The sequence below is a fragment of the Streptomyces sp. NPDC016309 genome (assembly GCF_043077235.1).
Classification (GTDB): Bacteria; Actinomycetota; Actinomycetes; order Streptomycetales; family Streptomycetaceae; genus Streptomyces.
In genome coordinates this window covers 832,787-848,831 of record NZ_JBIBSG010000001.1, presented here as the reverse complement: position 1 = coordinate 848,831, position 16,045 = coordinate 832,787, and the positions used below count along the sequence as shown (strand labels likewise).

Genomic DNA, 16,045 nt, shown 5'->3' with positions numbered 1-16,045 from the left:
ATGAGCACCATTGACATCCTTTCGCCGGCAGGCGACAAGGCCGGTACCGTCGAGCTCCCCGCGGAGATCTTCGACGCGAAGACCAGCGTTCCGCTGATCCACCAGGTCGTCGTCGCACAGCTGGCCGCTGCCCGTCAGGGCACGCACAAGACCAAGACCCGTGGCGAAGTCCGCGGTGGTGGCAAGAAGCCTTACCGCCAGAAGGGCACCGGCCGCGCCCGTCAGGGTTCGACCCGCGCCCCGCAGTTCGCCGGCGGTGGCGTCGTCCACGGCCCCGTGCCGCGTGACTACTCGCAGCGCACCCCGAAGAAGATGAAGGCCGCCGCCCTGCGCGGTGCCCTCTCGGACCGGGCGCGTCACTCCCGCATCCACGTCGTCACCGGCGTGGTCGAGGGCGAGGTCTCCACCAAGGCCGCCAAGACGCTGTTCGGCAAGATCTCGGAGCGCAAGAACCTGCTCCTGGTCGTCGACCGCGCCGACGAGGCCGCGTGGCTCTCCGCCCGCAACCTGCCCCAGGTTCACATCCTGGAGCCGGGCCAGCTGAACACGTACGACGTGATCGTCTCCGACGACGTGGTCTTCACCAAGGCCGCCTTCGAGTCCTTCGTGTCTGGCCCCAAGGCCGATGACAACGAGGGGAGCGAGGCCTGATGGCCGAGATCACCAGCAAGACCTTCTCCGACCCGCGTGACGTTCTCGTCAAGCCGGTTGTCTCCGAGAAGAGCTACGCGCTGCTCGACGAGAACAAGTACACGTTCATCGTGGCGCCCACCGCGAACAAGACCCAGATCAAGCAGGCCGTCGAGGCGGTCTTCTCGGTCAAGGTCACGTCGGTGAACACGATCAACCGCCAGGGCAAGCGCAAGCGCACCCGCACCGGTTTCGGTAAGCGCGCGAACACCAAGCGCGCCATCGTGACCCTTGCTGAGGGCAACCGTATCGACATCTTCGGCGGTCCGACCGCCTAAGGGCGGTCTGGATCGTCCGAATATCGGACGAGGACTGAGAAATGGGTATCCGCAAGTACAAGCCGACGACTCCGGGCCGTCGTGGCTCCAGCGTCGCCGACTTTGTCGAGATCACGCGGTCCACGCCGGAGAAGTCGCTGGTCCGCCCCCTGCACAGCAAGGGCGGCCGTAACAACACCGGTCGTGTGACCGTCCGTCACCAGGGCGGTGGCCACAAGCGCGCCTACCGCGTGATCGACTTCCGTCGTCACGACAAGGACGGCGTGCCGGCCAAGGTCGCTCACATCGAGTACGACCCGAACCGCACCGCGCGCATCGCGCTCCTCCACTACGTGGACGGCGAGAAGCGCTACATCATCGCTCCGCGTGGCCTGAACCAGGGCGACCGGATCGAGAACGGCCCCGGCGCCGACATCAAGCCCGGCAACAACCTGGCCCTCCGCAACATCCCGGTCGGTACCACGATCCACGCGATCGAGCTCCGTCCCGGCGGTGGCGCCAAGTTCGCCCGCTCCGCGGGTGCCTCCGTGCAGCTGCTCGCGAAGGAGGGCCAGATGGCCCACCTGCGCATGCCTTCCGGTGAGATCCGCCTGGTCGACGTCCGCTGCCGCGCCACGATCGGCGAGGTCGGCAACGCCGAGCAGTCGAACATCAACTGGGGCAAGGCCGGCCGCAAGCGCTGGCTGGGCGTTCGCCCGACCGTCCGTGGTGTCGCCATGAACCCGGTCGACCACCCGCACGGTGGTGGTGAGGGCAAGACCTCCGGTGGTCGCCACCCGGTCTCCCCCTGGGGTCAGAAGGAGGGTCGTACTCGTTCTCCCAAGAAGGCGAGCAACAAGTACATCGTCCGCCGCCGCAAGACGAACAAGAAGCGCTAGGAGCGGGTTTAGATGCCGCGTAGTCTCAAGAAGGGGCCCTTCGTCGACGACCACCTGATCAAGAAGGTGGACACTCAGAACGAAGCCGGCACCAAGAACGTCATCAAGACCTGGTCCCGTCGCTCGATGATCGTCCCGGCCATGCTCGGCCACACGATCGCGGTGCACAACGGCAAGACCCACATCCCGGTGTTCGTCACCGAGTCGATGGTCGGCCACAAGCTCGGCGAGTTCTCGCCGACTCGCACCTTCCGCGGCCACGTCAAGGACGACCGGAAGTCGAAGCGCCGCTAACGCGGGGTGACAGACCATGACGAACGTGTCAGACACTGAAGGGACAACCATGGAAGCCAGGGCCCAGGCGCGGTACATCCGCGTCACGCCCATGAAGGCCCGCCGCGTGGTGGACCTCATCCGTGGCATGGACGCCACGGAGGCTCAGGCGGTCCTGCGTTTCGCCCCGCAGGCCGCGAGCGTGCCGGTGGGCAAGGTGCTGGACAGCGCCATTGCCAACGCCGCGCACAACTACGACCACACGGACGCCTCTTCGCTGTACATCAGCGAGGCGTACGTCGACGAGGGCCCGACCCTGAAGCGGTTCCGTCCGCGTGCTCAGGGCCGTGCCTACCGGATCCGCAAGCGGACCAGCCACATCACCGTGGTCGTCAGCAGCAAGGAAGGAACCCGGTAATGGGCCAGAAGGTAAACCCGCACGGGTTCCGGCTCGGCATCACCACCGACTTCAAGTCGCGTTGGTACGCCGACAAGCTGTACAAGGACTACGTCAAGGAAGACGTCGCCATCCGTCGGATGATGACGTCCGGCATGGAGCGCGCCGGCATCTCGAAGGTGGAGATCGAGCGCACCCGTGACCGCGTGCGGGTGGACATCCACACCGCTCGTCCCGGCATCGTCATCGGCCGCCGTGGCGCCGAGGCCGACCGCATCCGCGGCGACCTCGAGAAGCTCACGGGCAAGCAGGTCCAGCTGAACATCCTCGAGGTCAAGAACCCCGAGGTCGACGCTCAGCTCGTGGCCCAGGCCGTTGCCGAGCAGCTGTCCTCCCGCGTCTCCTTCCGCCGCGCCATGCGTAAGAGCATGCAGTCGGCCATGAAGGCGGGCGCCAAGGGCATCAAGATCCAGTGTGGTGGCCGTCTCGGCGGCGCCGAGATGTCCCGCTCGGAGTTCTACCGCGAGGGCCGTGTGCCGCTGCACACGCTCCGCGCGAACGTCGAGTACGGCTTCTTCGAGGCCAAGACGACCTTCGGCCGCATCGGCGTGAAGGTCTGGATCTACAAGGGCGACGTCAAGAACATCGCCGAGGTCCGCGCCGAGAACGCTGCTGCCCGCGCCGGCAACCGCCCGGCCCGTGGTGGCGCCGACCGCCCGGCCCGTGGTGGCCGCGGTGGCGAGCGTGGCGGTCGCGGTCGCAAGCCGCAGCAGGCTGCCGGCGCCGAGGCCCCCAAGGCCGAGGCCGCCGCCGCCGCTCCGGCTGAGAGCACCGGAACGGAGGCCTGACCGACATGCTGATCCCCCGTAGGGTCAAGCACCGCAAGCAGCACCACCCCAAGCGCCGCGGTATGGCCAAGGGTGGTACGACGGTTGCGTTCGGCGAGTACGGCATCCAGGCCATGACTCCGGCGTACGTGACCAACCGCCAGATCGAGGCGGCTCGTATCGCGATGACCCGCCACATCAAGCGTGGCGGCAAGGTCTGGATCAACATCTACCCGGACCGCCCGCTGACGAAGAAGCCTGCCGAGACCCGCATGGGTTCCGGTAAGGGTTCCCCGGAGTGGTGGGTCGCGAACGTGCACCCGGGCCGGGTCATGTTCGAGCTGTCCTACCCGAACGAGAAGATCGCACGTGAGGCTCTGACTCGCGCGGCCCACAAGCTGCCGATGAAGTGCCGGATCGTCAAGCGCGAGGCAGGTGAAGCGTGATGTCGGCCGGTACCAAGGCGTCCGAGCTGCGCGAGCTGGGCAACGAGGAGCTTGTTGCCAAGCTCCGCGAGGCCAAGGAAGAGCTGTTCAACCTCCGCTTCCAGGCGGCGACGGGTCAGCTCGAGAACCACGGTCGGCTCAAGTCCGTCCGTAAGGACATCGCCCGGATCTACACCCTGATGCGTGAGCGCGAGCTGGGCATCGAAACGGTGGAGAGCGCCTGATGAGCGAGAGCAACGTGACTGAGAACAAGGAAGCGCGCGGATTCCGCAAGACCCGTGAGGGTCTGGTCGTCAGCGACAAGATGGACAAGACCGTCGTCGTCGCCGTCGAGGACCGCGTCAAGCACGCGCTGTACGGCAAGGTCATCCGCCGTACGAACAAGCTCAAGGCGCACGACGAGCAGAACGCCGCGGGCGTCGGCGACCGCGTCCTCCTCATGGAGACCCGGCCGCTGTCCGCGACGAAGCGCTGGCGCGTCGTCGAGATCCTCGAGAAGGCCAAGTAATTTTGCGGGGTCCCCTCCCTGACGGGAGGGGTCCCGCATGCCCCCCGCTGAGGCGTCACTGCCCCAGCACTTAGTTCCGCCAGGCTCGGCAGGGGCTCCCCGTGAAAAGGCAGCCCCTGCCGGGAACCGGCAGACGATCAGGAGATAGACGTGATCCAGCAGGAGTCGCGACTGCGTGTCGCCGACAACACTGGTGCCAAGGAGATCCTTTGCATCCGTGTTCTCGGTGGTTCCGGTCGCCGCTACGCGGGCATCGGTGACGTCATCGTCGCCACCGTCAAGGACGCGATCCCCGGTGGCAACGTGAAGAAGGGTGACGTCGTCAAGGCGGTCATCGTTCGCACCGTCAAGGAGCGCCGCCGCCAGGACGGCTCGTACATCCGCTTCGACGAGAACGCCGCCGTCATTCTGAAGAACGACGGCGACCCTCGCGGCACCCGTATCTTCGGCCCCGTGGGCCGTGAGCTGCGCGAGAAGAAGTTCATGAAGATCATCTCGCTCGCGCCGGAGGTGCTGTAAGCATGAAGATCAAGAAGGGCGACCTGGTCCAGGTCATCACCGGTAAGGACAAGGGCAAGCAGGGCAAGGTCATCGCGGCCTTCCCCCGCGAGGACCGTGTCCTGGTCGAGGGTGTCAACCGGGTCAAGAAGCACACCAAGGCCGGTCAGACCGCTCGCGGTTCGCAGACCGGTGGCATCGTCACGACCGAGGCCCCGATCCACGTGAGCAACGTTCAGCTCGTGGTGGAGAAGGACGGCAACAAGGTCGTCACGCGCGTCGGTTACCGCTTCGACGACGAGGGCAACAAGATCCGCGTTGCCAAGCGGACGGGTGAGGACATCTGATGGCTACCACCACCACTCCGCGTCTCAAGACGAAGTACCGCGAGGAGATCGCGGGCAAGCTGCGTGAGGAGTTCTCGTACGAGAACGTCATGCAGGTTCCCGGCCTCGTGAAGATCGTGGTCAACATGGGTGTGGGCGACGCCGCCCGCGACTCCAAGCTGATCGACGGGGCCATCAAGGACCTCACCACGATCACCGGCCAGAAGCCGGCCGTCACCAAGGCCCGCAAGTCCATCGCGCAGTTCAAGCTGCGTGAGGGCCAGCCCATCGGCGCTCACGTCACCCTGCGTGGCGACCGCATGTGGGAGTTCCTGGACCGCACCCTGTCGCTGGCGCTCCCGCGCATCCGTGACTTCCGCGGCCTGTCCCCCAAGCAGTTCGACGGCCGGGGCAACTACACCTTCGGTCTCACGGAGCAGGTCATGTTCCACGAGATCGACCAGGACAAGATCGACCGTGTCCGGGGTATGGACATCACCGTGGTGACCACGGCGACCAACGACGAAGAGGGCCGTGCGCTCCTCCGTCACCTCGGCTTCCCGTTCAAGGAGGCGTAAGCGAGATGGCGAAGAAGGCTCTCATCGCGAAGGCTGCCCGCAAGCCCAAGTTCGGCGTGCGCGCGTACACCCGCTGCCAGCGCTGCGGTCGTCCGCACTCCGTCTACCGCAAGTTCGGCCTGTGCCGCGTGTGCCTCCGTGAGATGGCTCACCGTGGCGAGCTGCCGGGCGTGACCAAGAGCTCCTGGTAACAGCCCTTTCGGGTTGATCCAGGACTCTCGGTAAGCATCTGGTCGGCAGGAGCCCCGCCCCGCATGTCGTAGGCTTGTGGGGTTGGGCGCCTGCCGCCCGTACGACTTACTACGCCGTAGGTCCCCGCACCGCACCCGTCCCGCCCATGAGCGGGGAGAGGGATGGCGCATACAGGAAACCCCGGCGAGAGAGGCCGAAGGCCAATTCATGACCATGACTGATCCGATCGCAGACATGCTTACGCGTCTGCGGAACGCGAACTCGGCGTACCACGACTCCGTGACGATGCCGCACAGCAAGATCAAGTCTCACATCGCGGAAATCCTCCAGCAGGAGGGCTTCATCACGGGCTGGCGCGTCGAGGACGCCGAGGTTGGCAAGAACCTCGTCCTCGAGCTCAAGTTCGGTCCGAACCGTGAGCGCTCCATCGCGGGCATCAAGCGGATCTCGAAGCCCGGTCTGCGGGTTTACGCGAAGTCCACCAACCTGCCGAAGGTCCTCGGCGGTCTGGGCGTGGCGATCATCTCCACGTCCCACGGCCTCCTGACCGGCCAGCAGGCGCAGAAGAAGGGCGTGGGTGGGGAAGTCCTCGCCTACGTCTGGTAGTCGGGAACGGAGGAAAAGCTAATGTCGCGTATTGGCAAGCTCCCCATCACGGTTCCCGCCGGCGTGGACGTCACCATCGAGGGCCGCACGGTCACGGTGAAGGGTTCCAAGGGCACCCTGAGCCACACCGTCGCCGCGCCGATCGAGATCGTTAAGGGCGAGGACGGCGTTCTGAACGTCACCCGTCCGAACGACGAGCGTCAGAACAAGGCCCTTCACGGCCTGTCCCGCACGCTGGTGGCCAACATGATCACCGGTGTGACCCAGGGGTACACGAAGGCGCTCGAGATCAGCGGTGTCGGTTACCGCGTGGCCGCGAAGGGCTCCAACCTGGAGTTCCAGCTCGGCTACAGCCACCCGATCCTGGTGGAGGCCCCCGAGGGCATCTCCTTCAAGGTCGAGTCGCCGACCAAGTTCTCGGTCGAGGGCATCGACAAGCAGAAGGTCGGCGAGGTCGCCGCGAACATCCGCAAGCTTCGCAAGCCCGACCCCTACAAGGCCAAGGGCGTGAAGTACGCGGGTGAGGTCATCCGCCGCAAGGTCGGAAAGGCTGGTAAGTAAGCCATGGCATACGGCGTGAAGATTGCCAAGGGCAAGGCCTACAAGGGCGCTGCTCTGAAGCGTCGCCACATCCGCATCCGCAAGAAGATCGCGGGTACGACCGAGCGTCCGCGCCTGGTCGTCACGCGCTCCAACCGCGGGATCACCGCTCAGGTCATCGACGACATCGCGGGTCACACCCTCGCGTCGGCGTCCACCCTGGACGCGTCCATCCGCGGCGGCGAAGGCGACAAGTCGGCGAAGGCGAAGCAGGTCGGCCAGCTCGTGGCCGAGCGTGCCAAGGCCGCCGGCATCGAGGCTGTCGTGTTCGACCGTGGCGGCAACCAGTACGCCGGGCGCATCGCCGCCCTGGCGGACGCCGCCCGCGAAGCCGGGCTCAAGTTCTGAGCCGGTTCCGTAGCTCAGCGGAAAACGAAGAGAGGTAATTCCAATGGCTGGACCCCAGCGCCGCGGAAGCGGTGCCGGTGGCGGCGAGCGGCGGGACCGGAAGGGCCGTGACGGCGGCGCTGCTGCCGCCGAGAAGACCGCGTATGTTGAGCGCGTCGTCGCGATCAACCGCGTCGCCAAGGTTGTGAAGGGTGGTCGTCGCTTCAGCTTCACCGCGCTGGTCGTGGTGGGCGACGGTGACGGCACCGTGGGTGTCGGTTACGGCAAGGCCAAGGAGGTGCCGGCCGCCATCGCCAAGGGTGTTGAGGAGGCCAAGAAGCACTTCTTCAAGGTCCCCCGTATCCAGGGCACCATCCCGCACCCGATCACGGGCGAGAAGGCCGCGGGCGTCGTCCTGCTCAAGCCTGCTTCCCCCGGTACCGGCGTTATCGCCGGTGGCCCGGTGCGTGCGGTGCTCGAGTGCGCCGGCGTCCACGACATCCTGTCGAAGTCGCTCGGCTCGTCCAACGCGATCAACATCGTGCACGCGACCGTGGCGGCCCTCAAGGGCCTGCAGCGTCCCGAGGAGATCGCGGCTCGCCGTGGTCTGCCCCTCGAGGACGTCGCCCCCGCGGCTCTCCTCCGTGCGCGTGCAGGGGCGGGTGCGTAATGGCTCGCCTCAAGGTCACGCAGACGAAGTCGTACATCGGCAGCAAGCAGAACCACCGCGACACCCTGCGTTCCCTGGGCCTCAAGCGCCTGGGTGACGTGGTCGTCAAGGAGGACCGCCCCGAGTTCCGCGGAATGGTGCACACCGTCCGCCACCTCGTGACGGTCGAGGAGGTCGACTGACATGGCGGAGCAGAACCCGCTGAAGGTCCACAACCTCCGTCCCGCCCCCGGTGCCAAGACCGCGAAGACCCGTGTCGGTCGTGGTGAGGCGTCGAAGGGTAAGACGGCCGGTCGTGGTACCAAGGGCACCAAGGCCCGTTACCAGGTTCCGGAGCGCTTCGAGGGTGGGCAGATGCCCCTCCACATGCGTCTCCCGAAGCTCAAGGGCTTCAAGAACCCGTTCCGCACCGAGTACCAGGTCGTGAACCTGGACAAGCTCGCCTCGCTCTACCCCGAGGGTGGCGAGGTCACGGTGGCCGACCTGGTCGCCAAGGGCGCGGTGCGCAAGAACAGCCTCGTCAAGGTCCTGGGCCAGGGCGAGATCTCCGTGGCGCTGCAGGTGTCGGTGGACGCCGTCTCCGGCTCCGCCAAGGAGAAGATCACCAACGCCGGTGGCACGGTGACCGAGCTCGTCTGAGCCTCGGCCGCCAGCCGCTCCGGCTGAGCAACGGCCCGGGTCGTCCCTCATCGAGGGATGACCCGGGCCGTTGTCGTTCGTGCGGGTCCGGGACGGCCGCCGACGCTGGCGATCAGACGCGATCGTAAGTGATCGATTTCGGTCGTCATCCTGGCGTGACCGCCGCCACAAACGCCTCCCTCGCGTCCTGGCGGAGCGGCTCTACGAAGGCGATCCCCCCGCCCGCCGACCGGTGCCCCGGGAACGGACGGCGAAAAGATCGAGCCAGGTGGCGAACCGGCTCCGCCCTTTTTCCCTTGCCGCCCTTCTCGGCGTCCGCCTACGATCCTCGTGACCATTTCATTTGATTGCGCATGACATTCGCGCGGGGGATCGACCGGGGAATTCACCCCCTGTTTTCGCCTGCCTGAAAAGCATGCGCATAAACGGGAGGGAAAAAGATGTCGCTGCGTGCTGATGTCACTGCCCTGGCGAATTCCACGGTCGACTCCGACGCCCGTGGCGTGGTTGCCGCCGCCGTCGGCGGCCCGGTGCTCGCGACGCCGGCCACGGTGCTCGTCGCGACGGCCATCCCGGCCGTCACCGCCACCCCGACGATCACCCGGCTCGGCGGCTACCAGCCCGACGGTGAGGCCGACGTGCCGAGCTTCTCGGTCGCGAGCGGCCTCTCGGCGGACCGGCTGATCGACGCGCGTCTCTCCGCCTGACCCCTCGGGGGCCCGCCTTCGAGGCGGCAGGTGAGAAACAACCGGTGGCCGTCGCCCGCTCGTCGGGCGGCGGCCACCGGCCCGTCGTTCAGGAGCCGTGCGTGGAGTCCCTTTGATGAGCAAGAGCAAGCGATTCGTCCAGCAGATCGCCTCCCGGAGAATGCCGGGCGCGGCCTCGGGCAGTGATCTGGACACCGTTGTCCGGCAGATCGAGCGCATTACGTCCGTCGGTGCCCTGCTGGCCGCCCTGGAACAACTCAGCAGGACCGGCAGCAAAAACAATTCCGACCTGCTTCCCTGGACCATCGCCCGGGTCCGGTTCCCCTTCCTCGACCGTCCCGCGGGCCGGGTCGTCTCCAAGGCGATCGCCCCGCCCGCCGACCAGGCCCTCCCGGTCGTCCGGCTGCTGGCGGCCGCGCGGCTGCTGCTGGGCAACCCGGGCCGCGCCGAACGGGCCGCCCTGCTGGCGCTGCTGGCCGGCACCAGCGCCGCCTCCACGGTCCGCACCGGCGGGCTCGGGATGGACGGATCCGACCAGCTGGCGCTCATCAACTTCGTCGTCGCCGGGCTGGAGAAGCTGTCCGGCTCCGACAGCCGGGCCCGCGCCGCCTGCGCCCACTACCTCACGGCCCAGAGCGCGCTGTCGTACCTCACCTCCGGGCTGGTCAAGCTGGCGTCCCCGACCTGGCGCAGCGGCGCGGCCATCCCCGGGGTGCTGCGGACCCGGACGTACGGCGACCGGAACTTCTACGAGTACGTCAAGGACCGCCCCGAGCTGGCCAGGCTCCTCGCCTGGGCGGTCATCGCCGGCGAGACGCTGTTCCCGCTGCTGCTGGTGGCGCCCAAGCCGGTGGCGAGGGCCGGAGTGGCGGCCGGTGCGGTGTTCCACCTGGCCAACGGCCGGTACATGGGCCTCAACCGTTTCCTGTGGTCCTTCACCGGCACCTACCCGGCGGTCGAGTACACCCGCCGGGAGCTGCGCGCCAGGCTCGGGCTCGGCGGCTCATGAGCGGCACCCGGGCCGGCGCGGTGGCCGCGGGGCTCGCCGCGGGCGCGGCCGCCGTGACCACCGCGGCGGTCGTCGGGGGCCGCGCCCTGGCACGGCGCCGGGAGCCGGGGCGGGAAGCGCCCGGTGAGCTGGTCGCCCTGCCGGGCGGCGGGCGGATGCACGCGCTGTGGCGCAGGCCGCCGGAGCCGGGGGAGTCCGGGGAGCCGCACGGGCCGGTCGTGGTGTTCGAGAACGCGCTGCTGTCCGCCGCGACCGAGTGGCTGTGGGTCGTCGAGCACCTCGGCCCCTCGGTGCCGTACCTCGCCTACGACCGGGCCGGCACCGGCTGGACGCCCCGGCTGCCCGGCGGCCTCGGGCCGGACGCGCAGGCCCACCGGCTGCGCTCGCTGCTCGACGCGCTGGAGCTGCCGCCGCCGTACGTGCTCGTGGGGCACTCCGTCGGCGGGCTGCTGATCCGGAGCTTCGCGGCCCGGTACCCGGAGGCCGTGGCGGGGCTGGTCTTCGTGGACGCCTCGCACCCGGACCAGTTCGAGCGGTCGCGGGTCCAGCGGGAGGCGCTGCCCGCCTTCCGGCAGAACCTCCGGGTCGGCGCGGCCCGCGCGGCGTTCGGCGACATGTACGGGGCGCTCGCCGTGAGCGACGTCGGCCGGCTGCCCGGCGGGGCCGCCGAGGCCACCCGCCGCCGGCTGTCCCGTCCCGGCCCGTGGGCCGGCGCGGCGGCCGAACTCCGCGAGTGCCTGCGCACCTGGAACGCCGGCGCACGGGGGCTGACCACCCTCTCCGGGCGCCCGGTGGCCGTGGTGACGGCGGGCGGGACGGTACGCGGGGACGCCGTGCACGGGCGTCTCCAGGAAGAGCTGGCCGGGCTGTCCCCGGCCGGCGAGCACGAGGTCGTGCCCGACGCGGGACACGAGTCCCTCGTCATGGACCGCGTCCACGCCCGCAGGGTGGCGGACGCGATCGTACGGGTCAGGGAACGAGCCGCGGCCACGGCCGGCGGCGAAGGGGGAGAACAGTGAAGCAGGCGCTGAGGACGGGGCGGCGGGTGCTGCTCTACGGGGCGCTCGGCTCGTGGTGGGCGATCAGCGCCCTCAACCAGCTCCAGAAGGCGGGGCCCGTCCAGCGGCGGGTCGACCCGTTGCAGATCTTCATCCCGAGCTGGCGGTTCTTCGGGCCGCACCCCGGGATGCACGACACCCACCTGCTGTACCGGGACGAACTGGCGGACGGCACGCTCACCGAATGGCGGGAGAAGGTGATCGTCGAGGAGCGGCGCGGTCACCACATCGTGTGGAATCCCAACCGCCGCCGGGAGAAGGTCGTCTTCGACGCCGTCGAGGAACTGAAGATCTTCGTCCGGCGCGAGGAGCCGCTCGAGCGGCTCCAGCTCACCCTGCCCTACCTGGTCCTCCTGAACTACGTGTCCAAGCAGTGCGACCACCACGCGGACGCCAAGCGCACGCAGTTCCTGATCGCGCTGTCGCCCGGTTACGACGAGACCGTGCCCCCCGAGATGTTCTTCGCCTCGGACGTGCACAGCCTGTGACGAAGGGGAGGGAGGGCGCCGTGACGGAGCCCCGGACCGAGGCGGCGGACGGTACGGACGCGGCGGAGTACGGCAACGGGATCGGCCGTTTCCACGACCTGCTGTACCCGTTCCACGACCTGCCGAGCGCCGTGGCCAGGGTCGCCTCGGTGACCGAACCGCCCGCCCGGGTGGTGGACTTCGGCGCGGGCAGCGGACGGCTGGCCCTGGCCCTGGCCGAGCGGGGCTACCGCGTGGACGCGGTCGACAACTCGCCCGCCATGCTCGACCAGCTACGGGCCCGGGATGAGAAGGGCCTGGTCGGGCGGCATGTGGCCGACATCGCGACGGCCGATGTCGGCACCGGCTTCGACCTGTGCCTGATCACCAACAGCACCCTGTTCATGCTGCCGTCCCAGGACGCGCAGCGGGCCGCGCTCGGGCGCGCCGCCGCCCATCTCGGGGACGGCGGGCACCTGCTCGTGGAGGTCTACGAGCCCAGCTTCTTCCACCGGCTGGAAGGGGCGCACACCCAGTCGAGCGTCCTGGCGGACGGCACCCTGCTGGTGGACTCGATGACCAACGACCCGGTCGAGCAGCTCCTGGTGCTGCTCCGCACCTTCGTCTCCGACGGCAGGGTCCGTACCTTCCCGGAGGTGAGCCGCTACACCTGGCCCGCCGAACTCGACCTGATGGCCGCGACGGAGGGGTTCGCCAAGGTGGCCCGGTGGAGCGACTGGGAGGGCTCGCCCTTCACCCGGGGCGCCGCCCGCCATGTCTCGCTCTACCGCAAAACCGGCTGAACGGGCCGAACCGGGCAGGGGGCGCCGGGTCGCGGGGCCCACGATCGGCGGGGTTTCGGGCATACCCAGGCTGGATGGTTGTTCCAGGAGGGGCGGTCGCCGGTAAGGTGGCGTGCACTGTCGTTTTACTAGTGGAGGTCATGGACAGTAGCGGCGAACCCGCTGACCTCCGGACCAGCCGCCCGGTACCCCCGGGCGGTTCTGACTGATACGTATTCGTCGATCCTCAAGACCGTCACCCTCTGACGCATAGCGCGGGGGTCGCAGGAGGCACCGTGCTCACCGCGTTCGCCCGGGCGTTCAAGACGCCCGACCTGCGCAAGAAGCTGCTCTTCACGCTGGGCATCATCGTGATCTACCGGCTCGGGGCGCACATCCCCGTCCCCGGTGTCGACTACCAGTCCGTCCAGCAGTGCGTGGACGAGGCCAGCAGGGGCGGCAACGGCCTGCTCGGCCTGGTGAACCTGTTCAGCGGCGGGGCGCTTCTGCAGATCACCATCTTCGCGCTCGGCATCATGCCGTACATCACGGCGAGCATCATCCTTCAGCTGCTGACCGTCGTCATCCCGCGCCTCGAAGCCCTCAAGAAGGAGGGCCAGTCGGGCACCGCGAAGATCACGCAGTACACGCGTTACCTGACCATGGCCCTCGCGATCCTCCAGGGCACCGGCGTCGTCGCCGCCGCCCGCGGTGGCGGCCTCTTCAGCGGCTGCACGGTGGCCAGCCAGGTCGTTCCCGACCGGTCGATCTTCACCACGGCCGTCATGGTCATCACCATGACCGCCGGCACCGCGGTGGTCATGTGGCTCGGTGAGCTCGTCACCGACCGCGGCATCGGCAACGGCATGTCGATCCTGATGTTCATCTCGATCGCCGCCGGCTTCCCGGGCGCCCTGTGGGCCATCAAGGTCAGCGGCAAGCTCGCCCAGGGCTGGATCGAGTTCGGCACCGTCATCCTGATCGGCTTCGTGATGGTGGCCCTCGTCGTCTTCGTCGAGCAGGCCCAGCGCCGCATCCCGGTGCAGTACGCGAAGCGCATGATCGGCCGCAGGTCCTACGGCGGTACGTCCACTTACATCCCGCTCAAGGTGAACCAGGCGGGTGTGATTCCTGTCATCTTCGCCTCGTCGCTGCTCTACATCCCGGCCTTGATCGCCCAGTTCTCGGACTCGACCGCCGGCTGGAAGACCTGGATCGAAGCGCACTTCGTCAAGGGTGACCACCCCTACTACATCACCGCGTACTTCCTGTTGATCGTGTTCTTCGCCTTCTTCTACGTGGCGATCTCGTTCAACCCCGAGGAAGTCGCGGACAACATGAAGAAGTATGGTGGCTTCATCCCGGGTATCCGGGCTGGTCGACCTACTGCCGAGTACCTGAGCTACGTGCTCAACAGGATCACCTGGCCGGGCTCGCTGTACCTGGGTCTGATCGCTCTTGTGCCGACGATGGCGTTGGCAGGCTTCGGTGGCGCCAATGCCAACTTCCCGTTCGGCGGGACGAGCATCCTCATCATCGTGGGTGTGGGGCTGGAGACCGTGAAGCAGATCGAGAGCCAGCTCCAGCAGCGCAATTACGAAGGGTTCCTCCGCTGATGCGAATCGTCCTCGTCGGACCGCCCGGTGCGGGCAAGGGAACGCAGGCCGCGTTCCTTGCCAAGAACCTGTCGATTCCGCACATCTCCACGGGCGACCTGTTCCGCGCCAACATCAGTCAGGGCACGGAGCTGGGCAAGAAGGCCAAGGCGTACATGGACGCCGGCAACCTCGTACCCGACGAGGTCACCATCGGTATGGCCAAGGACCGCATGGAGCAGCCGGACGCCGTGAACGGCTTCCTCCTGGACGGATTCCCGCGGAACGTGGCCCAGGCCGAGGCGCTGGACGCCATGCTCGAGGGCGAGGCCATGAAGCTGGACGCCGTCCTCGACCTGGAGGTCGAGGAGGACGAGGTCGTCAAGCGGATCGCGGGCCGCCGCATTTGCCGCAACGACAGCGCCCACGTCTTCCACGTGACGTACGCGCCGCCGAAGACCGAGGGCGTCTGCGACGCCTGCGGCGGTGAGCTCTACCAGCGCGACGACGACTCCGAGGAGACCGTCCGCACGCGGCTGGAGGTCTACCACACGCAGACCGAGCCGATCATCGACTACTACAAGGCCCAGGGCCTGGTGGTCACCATCTCGGCGCTCGGCAAGGTCGAGGACGTCACCGAGCGTGCGATGACCGCGCTGCGCGGGGAGAAGGCCGCGTAGCCCTCCCCTCACGTACCGTACGGCGGCCGCGGTGCCCTTCGGGGCGCCGCGGCCGCTGTCGTGCGGCCGTATCGTTGTGTGGTCACCCGTTCTCCGTTTGGAAAGGCGTCAGCCGTCATGGTGCAGATCAAGACTCCCGAGCAGATCGCGAAGATGCGCGAGGCGGGGCTGGTCGTCGCCGCCATCCACGCGGCGACGCGCGAGGCGGCCGTGCCGGGCGCGACGACCAAGGACCTGGACGAGGTCGCGCGCAAGGTCATCGCCGACCACGGGGCCAAGTCGAACTTCCTCGGCTACGGCGGGTTCCCCGCGACCATCTGCACCTCGGTGAACGAGGTCGTCGTCCACGGCATCCCGAGCGACGACGTGGTCCTCAAGGACGGCGACATCATCTCCATCGACTGCGGGGCGATCGTCGACGGCTGGCACGGTGACGCCGCGTACACCGCCTTCGTGGGCTCGGGCCACGCCCCGGAGCTGATCGAGCTGTCGCGGGTGACCGAGGAGTCCATGTGGGCCGGCATCGCCGCGATGAGGAACGGCAACCGGCTGCTGGACATCTCCAAGGCGATCGAGTCCTACATCCGCCGCCAGCCCCGCCCGTCGACGGGTGAGCACAGCCTGGGCAAGTTCGGGATCATCGAGGACTACGGCGGCCACGGCATCGGCACCGAGATGCACATGGACCCGCACCTGCTGAACTACGTCTCCCGCAAGCGCGGCAAGGGCCCCAAGCTGGTGCCCGGCTTCTGCCTGGCGATCGAGCCGATGGTCTCCCTCGGTACGCCGCGCACGGAGGTCCTCGAGGACGACTGGACCGTCATCACCACCGACGGCACCTGGTCCTCCCACTGGGAGCACTCGGTCGCCCTCACGGAGGAGGGCCCGCTGGTCCTCACCGCCCCGGACGGCGGCAAGGCCAAGCTCGCCGAGCTGGGCGTCACGGCCGCCCCGGACCCGCTGGGCTGATTCCGGCAGCGGCCGGGCGCCACCGAGCGCCGTGGGGAGCGGGGG

The 16,045-nt window shown here is 68.2% G+C and carries 27 protein-coding genes; all 27 read left to right on the top strand.

The window, feature by feature from the left end:
- The 27 genes from rplD to map all read left to right on the top strand — a co-directional run bounded on the left by rplD (nucleotide 1) and on the right by map (nucleotide 16,000).
- Nucleotides 1–651, top strand: coding sequence for a 50S ribosomal protein L4 (rplD, locus tag ACF068_RS03920; RefSeq protein WP_392272529.1), 651 nt, complete (start codon nucleotides 1–3; stop codon nucleotides 649–651).
- Complete coding sequence (rplW, locus tag ACF068_RS03915; protein ID WP_064069950.1) at nucleotides 651–968, top strand: 50S ribosomal protein L23; 318 nt, start codon at nucleotides 651–653, stop codon at nucleotides 966–968. Before rplD ends, rplW begins: the two co-directional genes overlap by 1 nt.
- Before the next feature lie 41 nt (nucleotides 969–1,009).
- Complete coding sequence (gene rplB, locus ACF068_RS03910) at nucleotides 1,010–1,846, top strand: 50S ribosomal protein L2 (RefSeq protein ID WP_344363073.1); 837 nt, start codon at nucleotides 1,010–1,012, stop codon at nucleotides 1,844–1,846.
- A 12-nt stretch (nucleotides 1,847–1,858) separates the two neighbouring features.
- Nucleotides 1,859–2,140 carry a 30S ribosomal protein S19 gene (rpsS, locus tag ACF068_RS03905; protein ID WP_003974263.1) on the top strand — a complete coding sequence of 94 codons (282 nt, stop codon included), beginning with the start codon at nucleotides 1,859–1,861 and terminating at the stop codon, nucleotides 2,138–2,140.
- A 49-nt stretch (nucleotides 2,141–2,189) separates the two neighbouring features.
- Complete coding sequence (rplV, locus tag ACF068_RS03900; RefSeq protein ID WP_030685471.1) at nucleotides 2,190–2,537, top strand: 50S ribosomal protein L22; 348 nt, start codon at nucleotides 2,190–2,192, stop codon at nucleotides 2,535–2,537.
- Nucleotides 2,537–3,364: a 30S ribosomal protein S3 gene (gene rpsC, locus ACF068_RS03895; protein WP_392272528.1), complete on the top strand. Its 828-nt coding sequence runs from the start codon at nucleotides 2,537–2,539 to the stop codon at nucleotides 3,362–3,364. Before rplV ends, rpsC begins: the two co-directional genes overlap by 1 nt.
- 5 nt (nucleotides 3,365–3,369) lie before the next feature.
- On the top strand, nucleotides 3,370–3,789 hold the full coding sequence (gene rplP / locus ACF068_RS03890) for a 50S ribosomal protein L16 (protein WP_005313579.1): 420 nt from the start codon (nucleotides 3,370–3,372) through the stop codon (nucleotides 3,787–3,789).
- Nucleotides 3,789–4,013: a 50S ribosomal protein L29 gene (rpmC, locus tag ACF068_RS03885; RefSeq protein WP_031076670.1), complete on the top strand. Its 225-nt coding sequence runs from the start codon at nucleotides 3,789–3,791 to the stop codon at nucleotides 4,011–4,013. The genes rplP and rpmC overlap by 1 nt, the downstream gene beginning before the upstream one ends.
- A complete protein-coding gene (gene rpsQ / locus ACF068_RS03880; protein ID WP_039656223.1) occupies nucleotides 4,013–4,297 on the top strand; it encodes a 30S ribosomal protein S17 in 285 nt (94 codons plus the stop codon). Before rpmC ends, rpsQ begins: the two co-directional genes overlap by 1 nt.
- A gap of 150 nt (nucleotides 4,298–4,447) precedes the next feature.
- Nucleotides 4,448–4,816, top strand: coding sequence for a 50S ribosomal protein L14 (gene rplN, locus ACF068_RS03875; RefSeq protein WP_003956455.1), 369 nt, complete (start codon nucleotides 4,448–4,450; stop codon nucleotides 4,814–4,816).
- 2 nt (nucleotides 4,817–4,818) lie between these two features.
- The gene (rplX, locus tag ACF068_RS03870) at nucleotides 4,819–5,142 is read left to right on the top strand and encodes a 50S ribosomal protein L24 (protein ID WP_019888758.1); all 324 of its coding nucleotides are present in this window, start codon (nucleotides 4,819–4,821) and stop codon (nucleotides 5,140–5,142) included.
- Entirely contained in the window at nucleotides 5,142–5,699 is a 558-nt protein-coding gene (gene rplE, locus ACF068_RS03865) for a 50S ribosomal protein L5 (RefSeq protein ID WP_064069947.1), read from the top strand. The genes rplX and rplE overlap by 1 nt, the downstream gene beginning before the upstream one ends.
- Before the next feature lie 5 nt (nucleotides 5,700–5,704).
- A complete protein-coding gene (locus ACF068_RS03860; protein ID WP_003956452.1) occupies nucleotides 5,705–5,890 on the top strand; it encodes a type Z 30S ribosomal protein S14 in 186 nt (61 codons plus the stop codon).
- A 208-nt stretch (nucleotides 5,891–6,098) separates the two neighbouring features.
- A complete protein-coding gene (rpsH, locus tag ACF068_RS03855; RefSeq protein WP_084897853.1) occupies nucleotides 6,099–6,497 on the top strand; it encodes a 30S ribosomal protein S8 in 399 nt (132 codons plus the stop codon).
- Between the two features lie 21 nt (nucleotides 6,498–6,518).
- Complete coding sequence (gene rplF, locus ACF068_RS03850; protein ID WP_064069946.1) at nucleotides 6,519–7,058, top strand: 50S ribosomal protein L6; 540 nt, start codon at nucleotides 6,519–6,521, stop codon at nucleotides 7,056–7,058.
- 3 nt (nucleotides 7,059–7,061) lie between these two features.
- Nucleotides 7,062–7,445, top strand: coding sequence for a 50S ribosomal protein L18 (gene rplR / locus ACF068_RS03845; RefSeq protein WP_031076680.1), 384 nt, complete (start codon nucleotides 7,062–7,064; stop codon nucleotides 7,443–7,445).
- A 43-nt stretch (nucleotides 7,446–7,488) separates the two neighbouring features.
- Nucleotides 7,489–8,094, top strand: coding sequence for a 30S ribosomal protein S5 (gene rpsE / locus ACF068_RS03840; protein WP_006376045.1), 606 nt, complete (start codon nucleotides 7,489–7,491; stop codon nucleotides 8,092–8,094).
- Nucleotides 8,094–8,276, top strand: a complete 183-nt coding sequence (gene rpmD, locus ACF068_RS03835; protein WP_041130781.1) for a 50S ribosomal protein L30 — start codon at nucleotides 8,094–8,096, stop codon at nucleotides 8,274–8,276. The genes rpsE and rpmD overlap by 1 nt, the downstream gene beginning before the upstream one ends.
- A 1-nt stretch (nucleotide 8,277) precedes the next feature.
- Nucleotides 8,278–8,733: a 50S ribosomal protein L15 gene (gene rplO / locus ACF068_RS03830; RefSeq protein ID WP_392272527.1), complete on the top strand. Its 456-nt coding sequence runs from the start codon at nucleotides 8,278–8,280 to the stop codon at nucleotides 8,731–8,733.
- Nucleotides 8,734–9,173: 440 nt separating this feature from the next.
- The gene (locus ACF068_RS03825) at nucleotides 9,174–9,440 is read left to right on the top strand and encodes a hypothetical protein (RefSeq protein WP_392272526.1); all 267 of its coding nucleotides are present in this window, start codon (nucleotides 9,174–9,176) and stop codon (nucleotides 9,438–9,440) included.
- 115 nt (nucleotides 9,441–9,555) lie between these two features.
- Nucleotides 9,556–10,449, top strand: a complete 894-nt coding sequence (locus ACF068_RS03820; RefSeq protein ID WP_392272525.1) for a hypothetical protein — start codon at nucleotides 9,556–9,558, stop codon at nucleotides 10,447–10,449.
- Nucleotides 10,446–11,468 (top strand): alpha/beta fold hydrolase, encoded by a 1,023-nt coding sequence (locus tag ACF068_RS03815; protein ID WP_392272524.1) that lies wholly within the window; start codon nucleotides 10,446–10,448, stop codon nucleotides 11,466–11,468. The genes ACF068_RS03820 and ACF068_RS03815 overlap by 4 nt, the downstream gene beginning before the upstream one ends.
- Nucleotides 11,465–11,995, top strand: a complete 531-nt coding sequence (locus ACF068_RS03810; protein WP_392272523.1) for a hypothetical protein — start codon at nucleotides 11,465–11,467, stop codon at nucleotides 11,993–11,995. The genes ACF068_RS03815 and ACF068_RS03810 overlap by 4 nt, the downstream gene beginning before the upstream one ends.
- Before the next feature lie 20 nt (nucleotides 11,996–12,015).
- Nucleotides 12,016–12,777, top strand: coding sequence for a class I SAM-dependent methyltransferase (locus tag ACF068_RS03805; RefSeq protein WP_392272522.1), 762 nt, complete (start codon nucleotides 12,016–12,018; stop codon nucleotides 12,775–12,777).
- Nucleotides 12,778–13,052: 275 nt separating this feature from the next.
- Nucleotides 13,053–14,372: a preprotein translocase subunit SecY gene (gene secY, locus ACF068_RS03800; RefSeq protein ID WP_392272521.1), complete on the top strand. Its 1,320-nt coding sequence runs from the start codon at nucleotides 13,053–13,055 to the stop codon at nucleotides 14,370–14,372.
- Nucleotides 14,372–15,031: an adenylate kinase gene (locus ACF068_RS03795; protein ID WP_392272520.1), complete on the top strand. Its 660-nt coding sequence runs from the start codon at nucleotides 14,372–14,374 to the stop codon at nucleotides 15,029–15,031. The genes secY and ACF068_RS03795 overlap by 1 nt, the downstream gene beginning before the upstream one ends.
- 117 nt (nucleotides 15,032–15,148) lie before the next feature.
- The gene (map, locus tag ACF068_RS03790) at nucleotides 15,149–16,000 is read left to right on the top strand and encodes a type I methionyl aminopeptidase (RefSeq protein WP_392272519.1); all 852 of its coding nucleotides are present in this window, start codon (nucleotides 15,149–15,151) and stop codon (nucleotides 15,998–16,000) included.
- The last annotated feature ends 45 nt before the right edge of the window (nucleotides 16,001–16,045 follow it).

Bases quoted from the DNA above. Each gene is read 5' to 3' on its own strand.
- rplR (WP_031076680.1), top strand. From the start codon at position 7,062: ATGGCATACGGCGTGAAGATTGCCAAGGGCAAGGCCTACAAGGGCGCT.
- rplD (WP_392272529.1), top strand. From the start codon at position 1: ATGAGCACCATTGACATCCTTTCGCCGGCAGGCGACAAGGCCGGTACC.
- rplW (WP_064069950.1), top strand. From the start codon at position 651: ATGGCCGAGATCACCAGCAAGACCTTCTCCGACCCGCGTGACGTTCTC.
- rplO (WP_392272527.1), top strand. From the start codon at position 8,278: ATGGCGGAGCAGAACCCGCTGAAGGTCCACAACCTCCGTCCCGCCCCC.
- ACF068_RS03815 (WP_392272524.1), top strand. From the start codon at position 10,446: ATGAGCGGCACCCGGGCCGGCGCGGTGGCCGCGGGGCTCGCCGCGGGC.
- ACF068_RS03820 (WP_392272525.1), top strand. From the start codon at position 9,556: ATGAGCAAGAGCAAGCGATTCGTCCAGCAGATCGCCTCCCGGAGAATG.
- rpsC (WP_392272528.1), top strand. From the start codon at position 2,537: ATGGGCCAGAAGGTAAACCCGCACGGGTTCCGGCTCGGCATCACCACC.
- rpmD (WP_041130781.1), top strand. From the start codon at position 8,094: ATGGCTCGCCTCAAGGTCACGCAGACGAAGTCGTACATCGGCAGCAAG.
- rplB (WP_344363073.1), top strand. From the start codon at position 1,010: ATGGGTATCCGCAAGTACAAGCCGACGACTCCGGGCCGTCGTGGCTCC.
- rplP (WP_005313579.1), top strand. From the start codon at position 3,370: ATGCTGATCCCCCGTAGGGTCAAGCACCGCAAGCAGCACCACCCCAAG.
- ACF068_RS03860 (WP_003956452.1), top strand. From the start codon at position 5,705: ATGGCGAAGAAGGCTCTCATCGCGAAGGCTGCCCGCAAGCCCAAGTTC.
- rpsH (WP_084897853.1), top strand. From the start codon at position 6,099: ATGACCATGACTGATCCGATCGCAGACATGCTTACGCGTCTGCGGAAC.
- rplX (WP_019888758.1), top strand. From the start codon at position 4,819: ATGAAGATCAAGAAGGGCGACCTGGTCCAGGTCATCACCGGTAAGGAC.
- rplF (WP_064069946.1), top strand. From the start codon at position 6,519: ATGTCGCGTATTGGCAAGCTCCCCATCACGGTTCCCGCCGGCGTGGAC.
- rpmC (WP_031076670.1), top strand. From the start codon at position 3,789: ATGTCGGCCGGTACCAAGGCGTCCGAGCTGCGCGAGCTGGGCAACGAG.
- rpsE (WP_006376045.1), top strand. From the start codon at position 7,489: ATGGCTGGACCCCAGCGCCGCGGAAGCGGTGCCGGTGGCGGCGAGCGG.
- map (WP_392272519.1), top strand. From the start codon at position 15,149: ATGGTGCAGATCAAGACTCCCGAGCAGATCGCGAAGATGCGCGAGGCG.
- rpsQ (WP_039656223.1), top strand. From the start codon at position 4,013: ATGAGCGAGAGCAACGTGACTGAGAACAAGGAAGCGCGCGGATTCCGC.
- rplV (WP_030685471.1), top strand. From the start codon at position 2,190: ATGGAAGCCAGGGCCCAGGCGCGGTACATCCGCGTCACGCCCATGAAG.
- rpsS (WP_003974263.1), top strand. From the start codon at position 1,859: ATGCCGCGTAGTCTCAAGAAGGGGCCCTTCGTCGACGACCACCTGATC.
- ACF068_RS03795 (WP_392272520.1), top strand. From the start codon at position 14,372: ATGCGAATCGTCCTCGTCGGACCGCCCGGTGCGGGCAAGGGAACGCAG.
- rplE (WP_064069947.1), top strand. From the start codon at position 5,142: ATGGCTACCACCACCACTCCGCGTCTCAAGACGAAGTACCGCGAGGAG.
- ACF068_RS03825 (WP_392272526.1), top strand. From the start codon at position 9,174: ATGTCGCTGCGTGCTGATGTCACTGCCCTGGCGAATTCCACGGTCGAC.